Source organism: Mesorhizobium sp. (assembly GCF_004963255.1).
GTDB lineage: Bacteria > Pseudomonadota > Alphaproteobacteria > Rhizobiales > Rhizobiaceae > Mesorhizobium.
This window is the reverse complement of sequence record NZ_SUGA01000029.1, coordinates 1-15,932: the sequence shown is the minus strand read 5'-3', so window position 1 is coordinate 15,932 and position 15,932 is coordinate 1. Positions and strand designations below refer to the sequence as shown.

At 60.1% G+C, this 15,932-nt stretch carries 13 protein-coding genes; 1 reads left to right on the top strand and 12 read right to left on the bottom strand.

Features of this window, described 5'->3' with window-relative positions; translation table 11 throughout:
• Nucleotides 1–131 precede the first annotated feature (131 nt).
• The 12 genes from E5X34_RS24250 to E5X34_RS24195 form a co-directional block, all read right to left on the bottom strand.
• The gene (locus tag E5X34_RS24250; RefSeq protein ID WP_082826564.1) at nucleotides 132–2,033 is read right to left on the bottom strand and encodes an EAL domain-containing protein; all 1,902 of its coding nucleotides are present in this window, start codon (nucleotides 2,031–2,033) and stop codon (nucleotides 132–134) included.
• Nucleotides 2,034–2,208: 175 nt separating this feature from the next.
• Nucleotides 2,209–3,390, bottom strand: coding sequence for a 5-demethoxyubiquinol-8 5-hydroxylase UbiM (gene ubiM, locus E5X34_RS24245; RefSeq protein ID WP_024502870.1), 1,182 nt, complete (start codon nucleotides 3,388–3,390; stop codon nucleotides 2,209–2,211).
• 280 nt (nucleotides 3,391–3,670) lie between these two features.
• Nucleotides 3,671–4,288, bottom strand: a complete 618-nt coding sequence (locus E5X34_RS24240) for a hypothetical protein (RefSeq protein ID WP_127247245.1) — start codon at nucleotides 4,286–4,288, stop codon at nucleotides 3,671–3,673.
• Between the two features lie 727 nt (nucleotides 4,289–5,015).
• Nucleotides 5,016–5,171, bottom strand: coding sequence for a cbb3-type cytochrome oxidase assembly protein CcoS (gene ccoS, locus E5X34_RS24235; RefSeq protein ID WP_081714250.1), 156 nt, complete (start codon nucleotides 5,169–5,171; stop codon nucleotides 5,016–5,018).
• A gap of 5 nt (nucleotides 5,172–5,176) precedes the next feature.
• Nucleotides 5,177–7,456: a cation-translocating P-type ATPase gene (locus E5X34_RS24230; protein WP_063169220.1), complete on the bottom strand. Its 2,280-nt coding sequence runs from the start codon at nucleotides 7,454–7,456 to the stop codon at nucleotides 5,177–5,179.
• Nucleotides 7,453–7,950 (bottom strand): FixH family protein, encoded by a 498-nt coding sequence (locus tag E5X34_RS24225; RefSeq protein WP_063169221.1) that lies wholly within the window; start codon nucleotides 7,948–7,950, stop codon nucleotides 7,453–7,455. Before E5X34_RS24225 ends, E5X34_RS24230 begins: the two co-directional genes overlap by 4 nt.
• Nucleotides 7,947–9,506, bottom strand: coding sequence for a cytochrome c oxidase accessory protein CcoG (gene ccoG, locus E5X34_RS24220; protein ID WP_063169222.1), 1,560 nt, complete (start codon nucleotides 9,504–9,506; stop codon nucleotides 7,947–7,949). The genes E5X34_RS24225 and ccoG overlap by 4 nt, the downstream gene beginning before the upstream one ends.
• Before the next feature lie 167 nt (nucleotides 9,507–9,673).
• A complete protein-coding gene (ccoP, locus tag E5X34_RS24215; RefSeq protein ID WP_063169223.1) occupies nucleotides 9,674–10,537 on the bottom strand; it encodes a cytochrome-c oxidase, cbb3-type subunit III in 864 nt (287 codons plus the stop codon).
• Between the two features lie 2 nt (nucleotides 10,538–10,539).
• Nucleotides 10,540–10,689: a cbb3-type cytochrome c oxidase subunit 3 gene (locus tag E5X34_RS24210; RefSeq protein ID WP_024502864.1), complete on the bottom strand. Its 150-nt coding sequence runs from the start codon at nucleotides 10,687–10,689 to the stop codon at nucleotides 10,540–10,542.
• Between the two features lie 11 nt (nucleotides 10,690–10,700).
• Nucleotides 10,701–11,432 carry a cytochrome-c oxidase, cbb3-type subunit II gene (gene ccoO / locus E5X34_RS24205; protein ID WP_063169224.1) on the bottom strand — a complete coding sequence of 244 codons (732 nt, stop codon included), beginning with the start codon at nucleotides 11,430–11,432 and terminating at the stop codon, nucleotides 10,701–10,703.
• Nucleotides 11,432–13,051 carry a cytochrome-c oxidase, cbb3-type subunit I gene (gene ccoN / locus E5X34_RS24200; protein WP_063169225.1) on the bottom strand — a complete coding sequence of 540 codons (1,620 nt, stop codon included), beginning with the start codon at nucleotides 13,049–13,051 and terminating at the stop codon, nucleotides 11,432–11,434. Before ccoN ends, ccoO begins: the two co-directional genes overlap by 1 nt.
• 494 nt (nucleotides 13,052–13,545) lie before the next feature.
• Nucleotides 13,546–14,289 (bottom strand): Crp/Fnr family transcriptional regulator, encoded by a 744-nt coding sequence (locus tag E5X34_RS24195; protein ID WP_024502861.1) that lies wholly within the window; start codon nucleotides 14,287–14,289, stop codon nucleotides 13,546–13,548.
• A 151-nt stretch (nucleotides 14,290–14,440) separates the two neighbouring features.
• On the opposite strand from E5X34_RS24195, the gene hemN reads away from it, so the two are divergent.
• Entirely contained in the window at nucleotides 14,441–15,790 is a 1,350-nt protein-coding gene (gene hemN / locus E5X34_RS24190) for an oxygen-independent coproporphyrinogen III oxidase (protein ID WP_063169226.1), read from the top strand.
• Nucleotides 15,791–15,932: the final 142 nt, after the last annotated feature.

Below are 15,932 nucleotides of genomic sequence, written 5' to 3'. Positions count from 1 at the left end.
GACCGGATTGCTGCTATCCAAACCACGTGCTCAGTTTCGCCCCCGTAATAACTCTACCGTCCGAAACGGCTTTCGCGCGTCAGGTCCACCCCACATGAAAGTTCCGCGAGCAGCACGGACGGAGAGGCCGGTCACAACTCCTTCGCGTGCTCTTTTACTACCGAATCAAGTGCCAAATGGAGAGGCACTGCCTTAGAGAACAGGAAGCCCTGCGCGGTTCTGCAGCCAAGCTTGTACAGAGTTTGCCGATCTGCCTCTGTTTCAACGCCCTCGGCCATGACCTCGATCCCGAGCGTCCTACCAAGATCAATCACCGCTTTGACAAGCAGCCGATTCTCCCGGGACTTGGCTAAGCCGCGAACGAAGCCCTGATCTATTTTCACCTTCCTGATCCGACTGTCCTTGAGCGATGCCAACGTCGAAAAACCGGTGCCGAAGTCATCGAGCGCGATAGAAATGCCAGCATGTGAAAGCCGGGCGAGCTTTTCATCCACTCTGTCCGGATCCACTGGGGCTTCTTCGGTAATCTCGATGTCGAACATCGTTGCAGGGAGGTCTTTTGCCGCCAGACCATTAAGAATCATCTCGTCAATATCGCCAGCTTCCAACTCGCACGGTGAAACATTCATCGCCACACGAACATCACGACGGTCAGCTTTGACCAAGCCCTCGATAAGAGCGCAACAGTCGGCGAATACCGTTTGAGTTAGCAGCTGAAGCATTCCAGTTTCGCGTGCCGCTGTCATGATCTCGGGCGGAGAAATGGGACCGTGAAGCGGGTGAGACCATCTTAGCAAGGCTTCAAAACTGACGACGGCTTCAGTTTCGAGTCTTACGATTGGCTGAAACCAAGCGACCAAGCTTCTCATCGTTATCGCCGAATGAAGATCGCGTTCGATTGACTGGCGGCGTTGCAACTCCCGGGCTAGCTCGGCATCGAACAGACAAAATTCATTCCTGCCGCGGCGCTTAGCTGTGTAAAGGGCGATGTCGGCCCGCAACAACATTTCCGTTAGTCCGGGGTTTTCAGCCAAGTAGATTCCTATAGACGCTCCAATGCGGACTGATGCGATCCCAGGATAGGGGCGAGCAAGCTTGGCTATGAGATTGGACGCGAGATTGGTGGGAGAAGGAGAATTCTTTCGCGAAGAAAAAACCAGCACGAATTCATCCCCACCGATGCGGGCGAGCGTTGAGCCCTCCGGTGCTTCTTCCTCTATTCGGCGGGCGATCCTGGCAAGCAGCTCGTCACCCGTTCTGTGACCGTAGGTATCGTTGACAGATTTGAACCCGTCCAGATCAATCAGCATGGCCACAAAGGGTCCATCGGTGTTCTCAAACTGATCGATTGCATGTTCGAGGCCCCGCCTGTTGAGGAGCGCGGTAAGATGGTCCTCCCTGGAATTGCGCTCCATTTCCGCGGCAAGCCGCTCGGCTTGATGTCTCAGGCGGCTCGCGTCACGGAAGCGCGCTTGTCCAACGAACGAGGATCGAACCAGGCCGCCCTCGAAAAGCAGGACGGCAAAAGCCAGAATGTAGTTTTCCGGGGCTCCCTTCGTCAGCAAACATGCGGCGGCAATGAGGAGTGGCGGTGTGATGAAGCATATCGCTGCCGCAGCATATGAGCTGCCGTACGTGACCGCGCCAGCTGAAATGCCCGCCAGAATTATTAGATGCAGCGATGCTTGAGACGTCGTGTATCCAGCCGTTAGGACGGCAAGGAATGACCAGGTGAATCCCGCCAGAAGAGCAAGCCTGCCAAACCAGCGAAGCCGCAGCCAAACCCGTGTCAGATCATCCTGGACTCCGGGTTCCTTCAGCTGATGACGGGCGAGTGCAAGGCGGGCGGCATTTATCGCATTAACGACCGAAAACCAGGCCGCGCCAGCAAGACCGTTCCCGGAAAGGGCCTGCACGGTCAAAATCAGCCCGGACAGCACAATGCTTATCGGCATTGAGACGAAAAGGCCTGCCCTCAGATCAGCGAGCTGGTCCTGAAGGATTCTCGCCTCCAGCGGATCTTCTTTTTCCAAGGCTGGACGGGTCAGCTTGCTTACTCCTGCTTGTCCGCAGCCTATGCAGCCCCCCTGAAGGACGGGTTAATTCTTCAATCGGAGATCAGCGTCGGGGAGCAGGATTACTCCGGTGCATCATGCACTCTCTCATCGCTCGCCCAGCACGCGCAAAAATGCGACTGCTGGTGCAGTATCACCGCTGGAGCTCCGCCGAAATCCCATGCCGGACAAGGGGAACATGTTGGGCAAAGCGAAGCCCCAGATGCCTTGCAAGCCGTGCCGCCAGGTGGTCTCTGGAGTAGAGTCCAACCAATATGTTCGTTGCATGGTAGAGCGGCGCCGCCGACAGGCGCAGCCGCCTTTCGTATATATGCAGCATGTCGGGGTCGCCAACATTGCGGCCGTCGCGGCACGCAGTCATGATTCCACGGGCGAGTTGCTTCTGGCTGCTGAGACCGATGTTGAATCCGTGAGCGGTCACCGGGTGCATGCCGATGGCAGCGTCGCCGATGAGTGCGGCGCTCGGCGCCCGGAATTTGTGCGCCCAGGTCGTGACCAGCGGATAGGTGTGGCGCTTGCTTGCCAAGGTCATTTTTCCAAGGCGCCCTCGACACCGTTTCGTCAACTCCGACAGGAACAAATCATCATCGAAGGCAAGCAGTCTATAGGCCTCGTTTGAGCGCAATGTGAGCAGCAGCGACGACATGCCCTCCGCGAGGGGCAATATCGCTATCGTCTGATGGTGATCGAACCATTCGATGGCGATCTGGTGGTGGGCGCGCTCGTGCCTCACTCGGCAAATCAGCATCGAGTGGCCAAGCCGGTTGATATCGGCGCCGATGCCTAGCAGATCACGCGTGGCGGACAAACGCGAATCCGCGGCAACAACCAGCCGAGCAGTTAAACGCGCGCCATTAGAGAGCGTTACGACTGCTCCTTCTTGGCTGTTTGTTGCATCGACGACCGAGTGGCCGCACAACAGCCGGGCGCGATCCTGCAAGCGGACGATTTTGAACAGCGCCTCGCGGATCCGGCAATTTGGAACCAAAACCCCCAGCGGTTCTCCAGAGTTGCTGGGAGGATCGAAACGAAGAGCGAATGCGCTCGAGCCGTTGAGCACGCGCGCGCCTTGAAGTGCTGATTTGTCCGAAGCCGGGATGACATCCCAGGCGCCGAGCTCGCGAAGGGTTCTGATCGAAGCGTTGGTCAGCGCGATTTCGCGACCATCGAAAGCCGGATTCGCCAGACTATCGAATGTGTTCTGTTCAACAACTGCCACCTTGAGTTCGCTTTGGGCAAGCGACGCAGCGAACGAAAGGCCGACCGGGCCGGCTCCAACGACAACGATGTCAAAATTATCGTCAGAGCCCATCAGCGTGCCGCCATCCGGTCGCCTATCCTCGTGTAACGGTGGAACTGAGCCGAGTGACATGAGCTCCGTGCCCGCCGCATTGCCTAAAGGCGCTGGGCCGGGAGATTCGCATCGATCGGCAACGAAGCACTCAAAGCGCTCAGAGGTGGATGCGGCTAACCGATCCCGCCCTTTCGCCGCGCAGCCGCGCAGATCGCCGCCAGCAAGCGAGACACTCGCGACGCTGGTCAGCGACGGCCGCGCCGCATCGATCGCCACATTCCACCTGGAACCCTTGCGCATACTACTCACGCTCCACGACGTCGAAGCGGGCTCTCTTGCGAGGGTGAGGGTATCGAACGTAGCGCTCTCTCTCGTCATCCCAGCCAAGGTAGCGGAAACTTTTATCCACGACCGCGCATATCTCATCAAGAACCTGCTGCATGGCTTCGATGTCGATGTCCTTGCAATTCAGTCGCCGATAGAGCAAAGCCCACGCGGCGACATAGTCGTCGAAATAGCGCGCGTCACTCGAACCAATGATCAACTTCGGACGGTTGATCGATTTCGAAAACGCACGTCCCAACCCCGATGATGCTCCGCAGCACGTTGACATCACGAGGATCTTCGGCGCTGGATGCGAGCCCTGGAACATTTTTACGAAGTCAGCCCAAAGAAGGCCACTTCGCCCACTGGACGAAGCGATCCCGTCACCATTGCCGTGCCCGGCGATGTGAAGCACGTCGCACTCCGCCTCCATCGCTCGTACTACAGCCTCACCAAATTTCGTTCGGTTCAACGCCATGTGGAGCTCCGCGCGGATGTTGACAGCCTTTAACAAGTGCTGCACGATCGGTCCCTCTTGCCTGTCGGCGAAGTAGTCATTTGCATTGTGGCAGTCGATGATGTGTACGGTGTTCATGGTACTCCAGCCGCTTGTTCGTTCATCGTCGTGACGAGCGGACACCACGCGCGCGGAACCGCGTGACGTGCGCTGGGTTCCGGTACCGTCGCATAGCCTCAAGGCGCGGGCCGGGAATCGGGATGGATCGGCAACGACGCACACAACCCATCAAAGGCGAAAGCTGTTGATCGGCCCCCTGTCCGCGCAGCCACGCGGATGGTCAGCCAGCAAGCGAGATACACACGACGCCGGTCAGCTAATGGCTGCGCCGTAAGCACAAGGCATGGCCGACCACACGACAGAAAACCCAGAACCGTGAAGGTGCTGATAATGACGACCAATCTTTCCGTAAGTCATGCATTTCTCCGTCGAAGACTGGTCAATAGACCACGCCGATGAGTATGACCCTGATCTGGATCAGCCAGACATGACCAATCGGCACTGGCGGTTCACGGTCAGGTGATCGACCGTGACGTTCCACTTTGGAACCCGTGCGCACATTGCCAAGCTCTCGTCCGGCCACGCGAGGTACTCTCGTGGCATCACACGCCTCATACTGGGTGCAATGGGAGGCAGTCCTTCGCACGACAGAGGCTTTTCACAAATGTAGTGTGCAGCTTAGGTCAAGATGGTCATGGAGCATGGAGCATGGAGCATGGAGCATGGAGCATGGACAGCTTGTTCCCGACCGAGCCGGCTCGACTGACGAGCGCGATCCGCGCATCTTATGCACAGCGGATTGAAATCAGCGTTCCGGTTTGTCGTCCCGATCAATTAGTATCCGCTCGGCGGCTCCGTCGAGATCTTCGTATTGACCGCTTCGCAATGCCCAGACGAAGCCGGACACACCCAGTGCACCCAGAAAAAGGGCCACTGGTATGAGATAGAGCAACGTCGTCACGAGGATTATGCCGAATAGCTGACTGCGGAGCGTCCGACTTTTTGAATAACTTGCAGCGTCGCATTCGCCCCGAAGCCGTGCAAGCGCAATGCGTTTCCAATAACAAGCACCGATGAGGCAGACATGGCAATCGCCGCTAACAAAGGCGTGGCGTGGCCCAGGATGGCGATCGGCACGGCGACGGCATTGTAGACGATCGCAATCGCGATGTTCTGGCGGATCAGGTGTCCCGCCTTGCGCGAGACGTCCAGCGCGAGAGGCACTGCCAGAAGGCTTTCGCGCAGGAATACGAAGTCGGCGGCATTGCGGCCAATGTCGGCGGCGGTGGCCGGAGCGATCGAGACATGCGCCGCGCTCAGCGCCGGCGTGTCGTTGAGGCCGTCGCCAACCATCAGAACCTTGTGTCCGTCTTTCGCCAGGGTCTCGATGCGCTCGACCTTGCCCGACGGCAGCAGGCACGGAACGAAGTCCTCGACACCCAGCATTCTTGCAACTTCACCGCAGGCACCTGCGGTATCGCCCGACAGCATTTGCATCGACACCCCAGTATCGTTCAATCGCTTGATCGCCGCCGCCGCGTCGGCGCGCAGCGCATCCTCGAAATCGAAGGTCGCGACAATGAACCCGTCTTTTGTCAGCACCGTTCCGCCATAGCCATGGTTGCCTTCACCACCGGTCCGGGCCTTCCATCCAGCCCATCCGCGTCGACCCAGCCGCCAGATGCTTCCGGCGACAGTGGCTTCGATCCCGAACCCCGGATGCTCTGTGACGGCATCGAATTTGTGTTGCCCGCCAGGAGCGGCAAAGCCGGTTATGGCCTTTGAAAACGGGTGACGCGAGTGCGCGGCCATGTCTGCCGCGATTGCCAGCATGGCCGGATCGATCGACGATGCATTGAGGAGCCGGGGTTGTCCGAGCGTGAGCGTTCCGGTCTTGTCGAACACTGCGTTATCAATCGTCGCCAGGCGCTCCATGGCCGAACCGTCCTTGACCATGATGCCGTTCTCGAACAGACGCCGCGCGGCGACCACCTGAACGATCGGTACGGCGAGGCCGAGCGCGCACGGGCAGGTGATGATCAGAACGGCAATGGCGATCGTCATCGCCCGGTGCCAGTCGCCCGTCGCCGCCATCCAACCCAGGAATGTCACGAAGGCGGTGAGATGAACCACGGGCGCGTAGAGTGCCGACACGCGATCAGCGATGCGGCGATAGTGCGCGCGACCGCCCTCTGCGGCTTCCATCAGCCGAACCATTTCGGCGAGGAACGAATCCTTCGCGGCGGCGGTCGCCTCGATCGTCAGCGGGCCGGTAAGATTGAGCACGCCGGCCTGCACGGCTTCGCCCGGCGCCACGTTTTTCGGCGCGCTTTCGCCTGAGGCCAGCGAGCAGTCGAGATCAGACGCTCCGTGGATGATCTTGCCGTCGACGGGGATCCTTTCACCGGCCGCGATCAGCAGCTGCATCCCCGGTTCGATCTCGCCAACCGGCAGATAGTCGCGCGCGCCATCGCCGCGCAGCACCATGGCGCCGCGTGCGGCCAGCTGCGACAGGCCTTTCACCGCGGTGCGGGCACGTTCGCGCATCACGTGATCCAGCGTCCTGCCGATCAAAAGGAAAAAAAGCAGCGAAACCGACGCGTCGAAATAGGCGTGGTCGCCATGGTTGATCGTCTCATAGAGGCTCATGGCGTAAGCGAGCGACACTCCGACCGCGATCGGCACGTCCATGTTCATGCGGCCGTGGCGCAGTGCATTCCAGGCCGAGCGGAAGAAGATGCCGCCGGCGAAGGCGAGCGCTGGGATGGCGATCAATGCGGAGACCCAGTGAAACAGGTCGCGGGTAGCCCCTTCGGCCCCGGACCAGACAGAGACCGAAAGCAGCATGATATTGCCCGCCGCGAACCCGGCAACCGCGACGGCGCGGATCAACTCCGAAAGCGTCCTGTCCTTTTCATCAATCTCGGGGGCGAAGAGATGCGCCTGGTAGCCGAGCCGTCCAAGCGCGGCGACGAACGGTGGAACCTCGTCGCCACGCCAGCGGACCGAGACCCGTTTCGTCGACAGGTTGACGCGGGCGCTCTCGACGCGATCGAGCGTTCCCAACGCCGTCTCGATCGTCTGGATACAAGCTGCGCAATGAACGCTCGGCACCGAAAGATCGGTTTGGCGGAGATCATCTCCAAGCGATCGGCTCGCCAGCCTGATCTCTTGACTAGACGGCAGGACCGACGTGGTGCTGCCCAGATCAAGCGCCATTTCGGCGCCCGGTGCACAACAACTCATTTCAGCGCTCCATGGGAAATCATGATCCTGCGGACTTCGCGGTAGGGCTCGGCCAGACCGGCGTCAGCGTCGACTTCGACGATCCAGACGCCATCCTTCGGCATGTGCTGGGCTGCGAATTCCTGGCCGGAGGCGAGGGCGAGGTTGACCGCCTTGTCCTCTTTCTCGTAGGCGGGATGGCGAAACAGCACCTTGACGCCATGCAAGGCAATCGGCTTGCCGACGGCGTCGGTAAGGCTATAGCGGACCTCGCCCCATGCGATGGTCAGCTTGCCGGTCCAGCCGAGCGCTGCCTGCGCCCGCCCCTCCTCGGCCTTCTTGTTGAACTGCTGGCTCGCCACATAGGTGTTTTCGACGACAAGGCCGGTCCAGCTCGTGTTGGCGAGCGTTGCCATCGTCAGATTGACCGCGATGACCACCCCGAAAAAGGCTAGGATGATGGCCAGCATGTGCCTGCCGGTGAATACGCGGGGTTTTTCAGCGTTAGCGGTCATCTGGCAGTCTCCGGCGCGTTGAAGGTGGCGGTGTATTCGTCCGCCTCGAAGCTCGCCTTGTCCTCGACACGGAACTTGAAGGTCTGCGCTGTGCCCTGGATTTGATCCGCCGGCTGGCGCACGAAGACCTTCAGCATTTTCAGGCGGTCGGGTTCGACCGGAATGGCAAAAGAACGGCCTTCCGGGATGTCGTCGCCGACCACGCTCATCTCGGCGCCCTGCAAGCCTTGAATCGCGACAACGATCGTCCTTGGCTCGGGGATCATGTTGAGCAGCTTGACGGTGTAGCCGTTGCGGATCGAGCCGTCGGACAGCGTGACAAATTGCGGATTGCGATCATGCAGCACGTTGACTTCGAGCCGATCGCGCGTCAGCAGCGAATAGAGCAGACCCAGGCCGATCAGCGACCAGATACCCATGTAGACGTAGGTGCGTGGCCGAAAGATCTTGCGGATATGGAAATGCGCCACCTTGTCGGAGAACAGGCCATCAGCGGTCCTGACCTGCGACGGGTTGACTGAACTGGAGCCGCCCGCGGTCGCCAGCATCATGTTGGCGTTGTAGTCGGACAGTGTCGCATAGGAGATCAGCCCGCGCTCCTTGCCGAGCTTGTCCATGACCCCGTCGCAGGCGTCTATGCACAGCGCGCAGGTGATGCATTCCATCTGCTGGCCATCGCGGATGTCGATCCCCATCGGGCAGACCGCGACGCAGGCATTGCAGTCGACGCAGTCACCGACCGGCAGCCCTGCGGCAAGGACCTTCTTGGCGTGGCGAGAACGCGGTTCGCCGCGCCAGTCATTGTAGGTGACGGTGAGAGAACTTTCGTCGAGCATCGCTGCCTGGATGCGCGGCCATGGGCACATGTAGGTGCAGACCTGCTCGCGCATCAGACCGCCGAACGTGTAGGTGGTAGCCGTCAGCACGGCGACAGTGATGTAGGCGACGGGTGGCGCGGTGCCGGTGAAGAGTTCGCCAACCAGCGTCGGCGCATCGGCAAAATAGAAAATCCAGGCGCCGCCGGTCGCCGCACCGATGACCAGCCAGACGGCGTGCTTCGATAAGCGCAGCATCAGCTTGCGGGCGGTCCAGGGGCCTGCATCGAGTTTCATGCGAGCGTTACGGTCGCCCTCTATCGCACGTTCGACGACGAGGAACAGATCGACCCACACCGTCTGAGGGCATGCATAGCCGCACCAGGCACGGCCGACAGTCGAGGTGATCAGGAAAAGACCGACGCCCGCCATGACCAGGAGGCCGGCCACATAGAAGAATTCCTGGGGCCATATCTCGATGAAGAAGAAGTAGAAGCGCCGGTTCGCGAGATCGAGCAGGACTGCCTGGTCCGGGGCAAATGGACCGCGAGCCCAAGGCAGCCACGCAGCCAGGTAATAGATGCCAAGTGTGATCGTCATCACCAGCCATTTGAAGCGACGAAAGTTGCCCGAGGCGCGCTTCGGAAAGATCTTTTGACGCGCGGCATAAAGCGGCTTGCGGGTTTTGGCGGAATTGACAGTTTCTGTTTCGAGCCCTGTCAACTGCGTCTTGTCACGCATGTGCAACTCCACTTTCCCAGCCAATGTCAGGGGCACCTGTCGTAAAGCCTCGCCGTAGGATAGCCTTGCCGGGTTGTGCAGATCGCATTAGGGATGGTGTCGAGGCCCGGCTCACGCCGGGCCTCGTCCGCTTGGCAGGGGGGACCGAAGAATAGGACCTTCCATTCCTATTCTCCGCCGCCAAGCGAATGGACATAAACTGCAAGTTCCTTGACCTTGATCTCGCCGAGACGGCCAACCCAGGCCGGCATGACGCCCTGTTTTGGCGCACGGACCTGTGCGGCGATGGCTGTCTCACCGGATCCATAGAGCCAGATCGCATCGGTCAGGTCGGGGGCGCCGAATTCCCTGTTGCCTTTTGCATTGTCGCCGTGACAGGCCACGCAATTCTCGGCAAAGACCTTGGCGCCGGGTTGGATCAGACTTGCATCGCGGACCTTGCCGGAAAGGCTGGCCACGTAGGCGCTGACTTGTGCGATCTGGTCGGCGGTAATGATGTCGCCGAAGGCCGGCATTTCCGACAGGCGCGTGTCCGGATCGGATGCGAAGCGGATGCCGTGCGTAATCGTCTGCTGGATCTGCTCGGCCTTGCCGCCCCACAGCCAGTCGTCGTCGTTGAGATTGGGAAAGCCCTTGGAACCCTGGGCGCCGGAGCCATGACATTGTACGCAATTGACCTTGAAAGCGGCGCCACCGGCGGCGATTGCGAATTCGCGCAGGCCGTCGTCCGCGGCGATTTCCGAGACGCTCTTGGACTCCACCGCCGAGATATATTTGCCCTTGGCGGCCTCAGCCGCGGTCAGCTCGTTCCTGACCTCGTTGCGGCTGGAATAGCCGAGCACACCCGTTGTCGCCGAGTGCAACAGAGGCCATGCTGGATAGGCAATGGTGTAGCCTATCGCCCAGACAATGGTGACGTAAAAAGTGATAACCCACCATCTGGGAAGCGGGTTGTTCAGCTCCCGGATACCATCCCATTCGTGGCCGGTGGTCGAGACGCCAGAGATTTCATCGATATGCTCGTCGCTCATGATCACTCGTCCTCGAGCGGAATGCGGGCCGCTTCGTCGGCCAGCCTTCGGCTGCCGGGGCGTAGGGCAAAGGCGATGCACCCCACGAAGAACAGCGCCATCGCAACCAGGCCCCAGCTGTCGGCAAACGCCCGCATCAAATTGTAGGTCATCAGCGTTCTCCTCAGCGGTAGCCGGCGGCTTCGTCGTAATTTTTGAAGTCGACCAGTGTGCCAAGCATCTGCAGGTAGGCGAGCAGGGCATCCATTTCGGTGACCTGTTGCGGGTTGCCGTCGAAGTCGCCGATCTTGGCTTTTGGGTAACGCGCCTCAAGGCCTGATGTGTCGGCATTGGGATCGGCCTGCGCCGCCAGATCCGCATTGGCGTGGGCGATCATGTCATCGGTGTAAGGGACGGCTACAAGCCTGTTGGCGACCAGATGCGTCGAGAAATCCTTCACGTCGATCGGCGTGTCTTTCAGGAACCCATAGCTCGGCATGATCGATTCCGGCACCACCGAGCGCGGGTCGGTAAGATGCGCGACATGCCATGCATTCGAGTAGCGGTCGCCAACTCTGGCGAGATCCGGCCCGGTGCGCTTCGATCCCCACTGGAAGGGGTGATCGTACATGGACTCGGCAGCCAGGCTGTAGTGGCCATAGCGCTCAACTTCGTCGCGGAACGGCCTGATCATCTGGCTATGACAGAGGTAGCAGCCCTCGCGCATATAGATGTTGCGCCCGACAAGTTCGAGCGGCGAATAGGGGCGCATGCCTTCCACCTTCTCGATCGTGTTGTCGAGATAGAAGAGAGGCGCGATCTCGACGATGCCGCCGACCGTCACCACGAGCAGCGAGCCAACGAGAAGAAGCGTGGCGTTCTTCTCGATGATTGCGTGTTTGTCCATCAAGCCCATTACCTGGCTCCTGATCGCGCAGGTCGGATGGCGACGGGGCTCGGCATCGGCTCCTCCTCGCGCTGGTGGCCGAGGATGGTCCTGGTGATGTTCCAGGCCATGATCAGGGCGCCGGAGAGGTACATGGCGCCGCCGATGGCGCGCAGGACATAGTAGGGGTGCATGGCGGCGACGGTTTCGGCGAAGGAGTAGACCAGGAAGCCCTGCTCGCCATATTCGCGCCACATCAGGCCCTGCATGATGCCGGACACCCACATCACCGCGGCGTAGACGACGATCCCGAGTGTCGCCAGCCAGAAGTGCCAGGTGACGAGCCTCAGCGAGTAGAGCCGTTGACGGTTCCAGAGCTTCGGGACCATGTAGTAGATCGCGCCGAACGAGATCATGCCGACCCAGCCGAGCGCACCCGAATGGACGTGCCCGATGGTCCAGTCGGTATAATGCGACAGCGAATTGACCGCCCGGATCGCCATGATGGGGCCTTCGAAGGTCGACATGCCATAGAAGGCGACGGCCATCACCATCATGCGGATGATCGGATCGGTGCGCAGCTTGTCCCAGGCGCCGGACAGCGTCATCAGGCCGTTGATCATGCCGCCCCAGGACGGCATCCACAGCATGATCGAGAACACCATGCCGAGCGTCTGCGCCCAATCGGGCAAGGCGGTGTAGTGCAGGTGATGCGGCCCGGCCCAGATGTAGAGAAAGATGATAGCCCAGAAATGGACGATCGACAGCCGGTACGAATAGACTGGCCGGTTCGCCTGCTTGGGCACGAAATAATACATCATGCCGAGGAAGCCGGCGGTGAGAAAGAAGCCGACCGCGTTGTGGCCGTACCACCATTGCGTCAAGGCGTCCTGGACCCCTGAAAAGGCGGAGTAGCTCTTGGAGCCCGGGAACGAGACTGGTATGGACAGGTTGTTGACCACATGCAGCATCGCGATGGTCACGATGAACGACAGGTAGAACCAGTTGGCCACGTAGATATGCGGTTCCTTGCGCTTCAGGATCGTGCCAAGGAACAGAATGAGGTAGGCGACCCAGACGATGGTCAGCCAGACATCCACATACCATTCGGGTTCGGCGTACTCGCGGCCCTCGGTGATGCCGAGCAGGTAGCCGGTCGCGGCCATGACGATGAACAGCTGGTAGCCCCAGAAGACGAACCAGGCGAGATCACGGCCGAAGAGGCGCGCGCGGCAGGTGCGCTGCACGACATACAGAGACGTGCAAAGCAGCGCGTTGCCGCCGAAGGCGAAAACGACACCGGATGTGTGCAACGGCCGCAAACGACCGAAATTGAACCAGGGCTGGATGTTGAGATCGGGGTAGGCGAGCTGCAGCGCGATCACCACGCCGACCAGCATGCCGACGACACCCCAGAACACGGTGGCGATCGCGCCGTAGCGGATCGGACCATCCATGTAAGCGGATGGGTCAATCGGAGCTGCTGGCCTGAACTCCGTGTTGCGCAACAGGATCGCAGTGAAACCAGCCACTGCGAAGAACAACACCCACATGTGTCGGCGGAAAGGTTCATCCACGCCGAAGCCGGCGGCCACCAGGGCCGCAAAAGCGAACACGCTTAGAAGGACGATCTCTGTGCCGAATTTCATTGCAGATCCCGATCTCGAATCTGGTGGATGCCAAATCCGCAGCGCACTAATCGCGCAGCCGCCGCCCCCTCGCCCTGATCTATGTCAGGCCGCACGATTTTGTGCGGCGCAATCAGCAGGTGGCGAATGAACGAGGAACGCAGCGCGGGCTCACTCCCTCATGGAAGGCGTTCCCTGGGTTGGGCGGGCGCAGACGCGATCGCTGAGGCGAAAGCTGAGGCTCTGCGCGCGTTGGATGCTATTGCCGATGCCCTGCCAAACGTTGTTCGGATCCCATTGGAAACGAACGCGATCGTTCCGCCGAGCCGTGGCAGATTAAGGACCATGCTTCGCCGGTATGTGCCGAAACACACCTGGCGATTGGTCACGTTCCTATCAAAGCCCGAAAGCTGTTTGTCTCGACAACCGTGACGCCGCTTCGTCGAAGGCGCGGCGACATCGCATTAAAAGGCAAACACGGCCCGCCCCGGAGTCATGCGACATGGCCTCGCCGCTTAGGGCCGCTCGCGTCCGCCGCCACAGCGCTTCTCCAGACGGCTTATGCTGTCCACCGTCACATGGCGTGCGTTCTCAATCCGAATCACCCCGTCAGCCCGCAATCGCGTCAGTTGGCGGCTCACGGTCTCGCTGGTGATTCCAAGGAAATCAGACATTTCGGCACGCGTCAGCGGCAGATCGAAGGAGGCCGACCCGGAAGCCGCATCGAGACTGGAATCGATATTCCGGGCCATCATGAGGAGAAAAGTCGCCACCTTTTCCGGAGCTGTCTTGCGCCCCAGCGTCACCATCCACTCGCGCGCCTCATCGAGTTCATTCAGCGTCTGTTTGAGCAGGCGATGCTCGAATTCCCGTGACGCCTTCATCATCCGTTCGACGGCCGCTCGCGGAAACGAACACAGCGTGACTGCTGTTGCCGCTTCCGCATTGATCGAGCTTTCCTCCTTGAAAGGACGTCCCAGAAAATCCGGTGCAAACTGGAGACCGACGATCTGCTGGCGCCCATCCGACAGGCTCTTTGATAGCTTTACCACGCCTGAAAGCACGTTGGAGTAGCTGTCGACGTTCTGTGCCTCGCCGGTCAACTCCATTCCTGACTCGATCCGGCGACGCGAGCAAGTCTTGGCGAGCCCAACCAAATTGTCTGGATCGAGCGCACCGCAGACACCGCGACGCCGTGCCTCGCAAGGGAAGCAAAGAACAGGAATGCCGGAACTATGAATGTCTTGCCGAAAGGTCATGCGTTCGCCTTACCCGATCCTAACTGCCGGCAGGATACCCATCCAGGTAGAGAAATCCTGCGGCGGTTTGTCCATGAGCGCGGCTGATCGAGATCAGGGTCTGCTTCAGCGATGCGTGCAGTGTTCCGGCGGGCAACACGGTGAACGCGAGATGCAATCGGAAATAGCTGTCAAACTCAGCGAGAACGTCCCACGCTACACCAGCTATCCGACGGCGCCGCATTTCCATTCGGGGATCGATGCTGCCATTTACCGTGGCTGGTTGGAGACGCTGGAAAGCGGCGACGAAATCTCGCTGTACCTGCACATTCCTTACTGCGACAAGCTCTGCTGGTTCTGCGCCTGCCACACCAAGCAGACGCACCAATATGAGCCGGTGGCCGCTTATCTGCGCTCGCTGAATGCCGAAATCGTCACGATTGCCGGTCTGGTGAGCGGCAAGGCACATGTCCGTGCAATCCACTTCGGTGGCGGTTCGCCAACTATTCTGAGGCCCGATGATATGGTTGCTCTTGGAGCGGCCTTGCGGGACAGCTTCGACCTTCTCCCGGATGCTACGGTCAGCATCGAAATCGAAACCAACGACATGGACAAGGCGCGCCTTGATGCACTTGCTCAAATCGGCGTAACGCGGGCGAGCCTCGGCGTGCAGGATTTCGATCCGCAAGTGCAAAAAGCAATTAATCGTGAGCAGAGTTTTTTGCAGACCAAGGCAGTCGTCGACGGGGTTCGTTCGCGGGGCGTCGAATCGGTCAATCTGGACCTGCTCTACGGGCTCCCGAATCAGACACGCGAGACGATCTGTTCCACGGTGGCGCAGGCACTGACCTTGGAGCCAGACCGGATGGCCCTGTTCGGCTACGCACATGTGCCCTGGTTCAAGAAGCATCAGACGATGATCGACGAGGCATGGCTGCCGAGTCCCACTGAGCGTTTCGCCCAATCTCAACTCGCGGCGCGGGCAATTGTCGCCAAGGGATATGAGGCAATAGGACTCGATCATTTCGCGAAGCCCGACGATGCGCTGGCCATAGCGGCCCGCGCAGGGGTTTTGCATCGCAATTTTCAGGGCTACACTGAGGATCGCTGCCCGACACTGATCGGACTTGGCCCTTCGTCCATCGGTCGTTTTCGCCAAGGCTACGTGCAGAACATGGCTTCGACTGCCGGGTACGGGCGCATGGTTGCGGATGGCGGGTTGGCTGCCGTCCGCGGCGTTGCCCTTTCCGACGACGATCGCGTCCGTGGCTGGATCATCGAGCGGCTGATGTGTGATTTTGCCTTCTCGGCAGTCGACCTGGTGGAGCGGTTCGGCAAAGCCGGCGAGCAGCTCCTTCATCGCTCGAGGTCCATCGCACTCCACGATCCTGCCCGAGCGCTTGAATTCGATGGTGACAGTTTCCTCGTACGGACTGAAAGTCGCCCCTTCATTCGAACCATCGCGGCCAAGTTCGATACATATTTCAAAGGGGGAACGGCGAGGCACTCGGTGGCGGTCTGAGCAAAGCACAGTGCGCTCGCCGTTTGGTCGATCGGCGAACCAGCTGCGTTCGTTTTGACCGCTCATAGGCGACTACCGCATCAAATCGTCGACCGTGAACAATCCGAGCCCTAAGCGGCGACCGGCTTCGGCCGGATTTGAA

Coding starts and splice junctions, on each gene's coding strand:
- E5X34_RS24240 (WP_127247245.1), bottom strand. CDS start 4,288: ATGAACACCGTACACATCATCGACTGCCACAATGCAAATGACTACTTC.
- E5X34_RS24230 (WP_063169220.1), bottom strand. CDS start 7,456: ATGAGTTGTTGTGCACCGGGCGCCGAAATGGCGCTTGATCTGGGCAGC.
- E5X34_RS24225 (WP_063169221.1), bottom strand. CDS start 7,950: ATGACCGCTAACGCTGAAAAACCCCGCGTATTCACCGGCAGGCACATG.
- ccoG (WP_063169222.1), bottom strand. CDS start 9,506: ATGCGTGACAAGACGCAGTTGACAGGGCTCGAAACAGAAACTGTCAAT.
- ccoP (WP_063169223.1), bottom strand. CDS start 10,537: ATGAGCGACGAGCATATCGATGAAATCTCTGGCGTCTCGACCACCGGC.
- E5X34_RS24210 (WP_024502864.1), bottom strand. CDS start 10,689: ATGACCTACAATTTGATGCGGGCGTTTGCCGACAGCTGGGGCCTGGTT.
- ccoO (WP_063169224.1), bottom strand. CDS start 11,432: ATGGGCTTGATGGACAAACACGCAATCATCGAGAAGAACGCCACGCTT.
- ccoN (WP_063169225.1), bottom strand. CDS start 13,051: ATGAAATTCGGCACAGAGATCGTCCTTCTAAGCGTGTTCGCTTTTGCG.
- E5X34_RS24195 (WP_024502861.1), bottom strand. CDS start 14,289: ATGACCTTTCGGCAAGACATTCATAGTTCCGGCATTCCTGTTCTTTGC.
- hemN (WP_063169226.1), top strand. CDS start 14,441: ATGCAATCGGAAATAGCTGTCAAACTCAGCGAGAACGTCCCACGCTAC.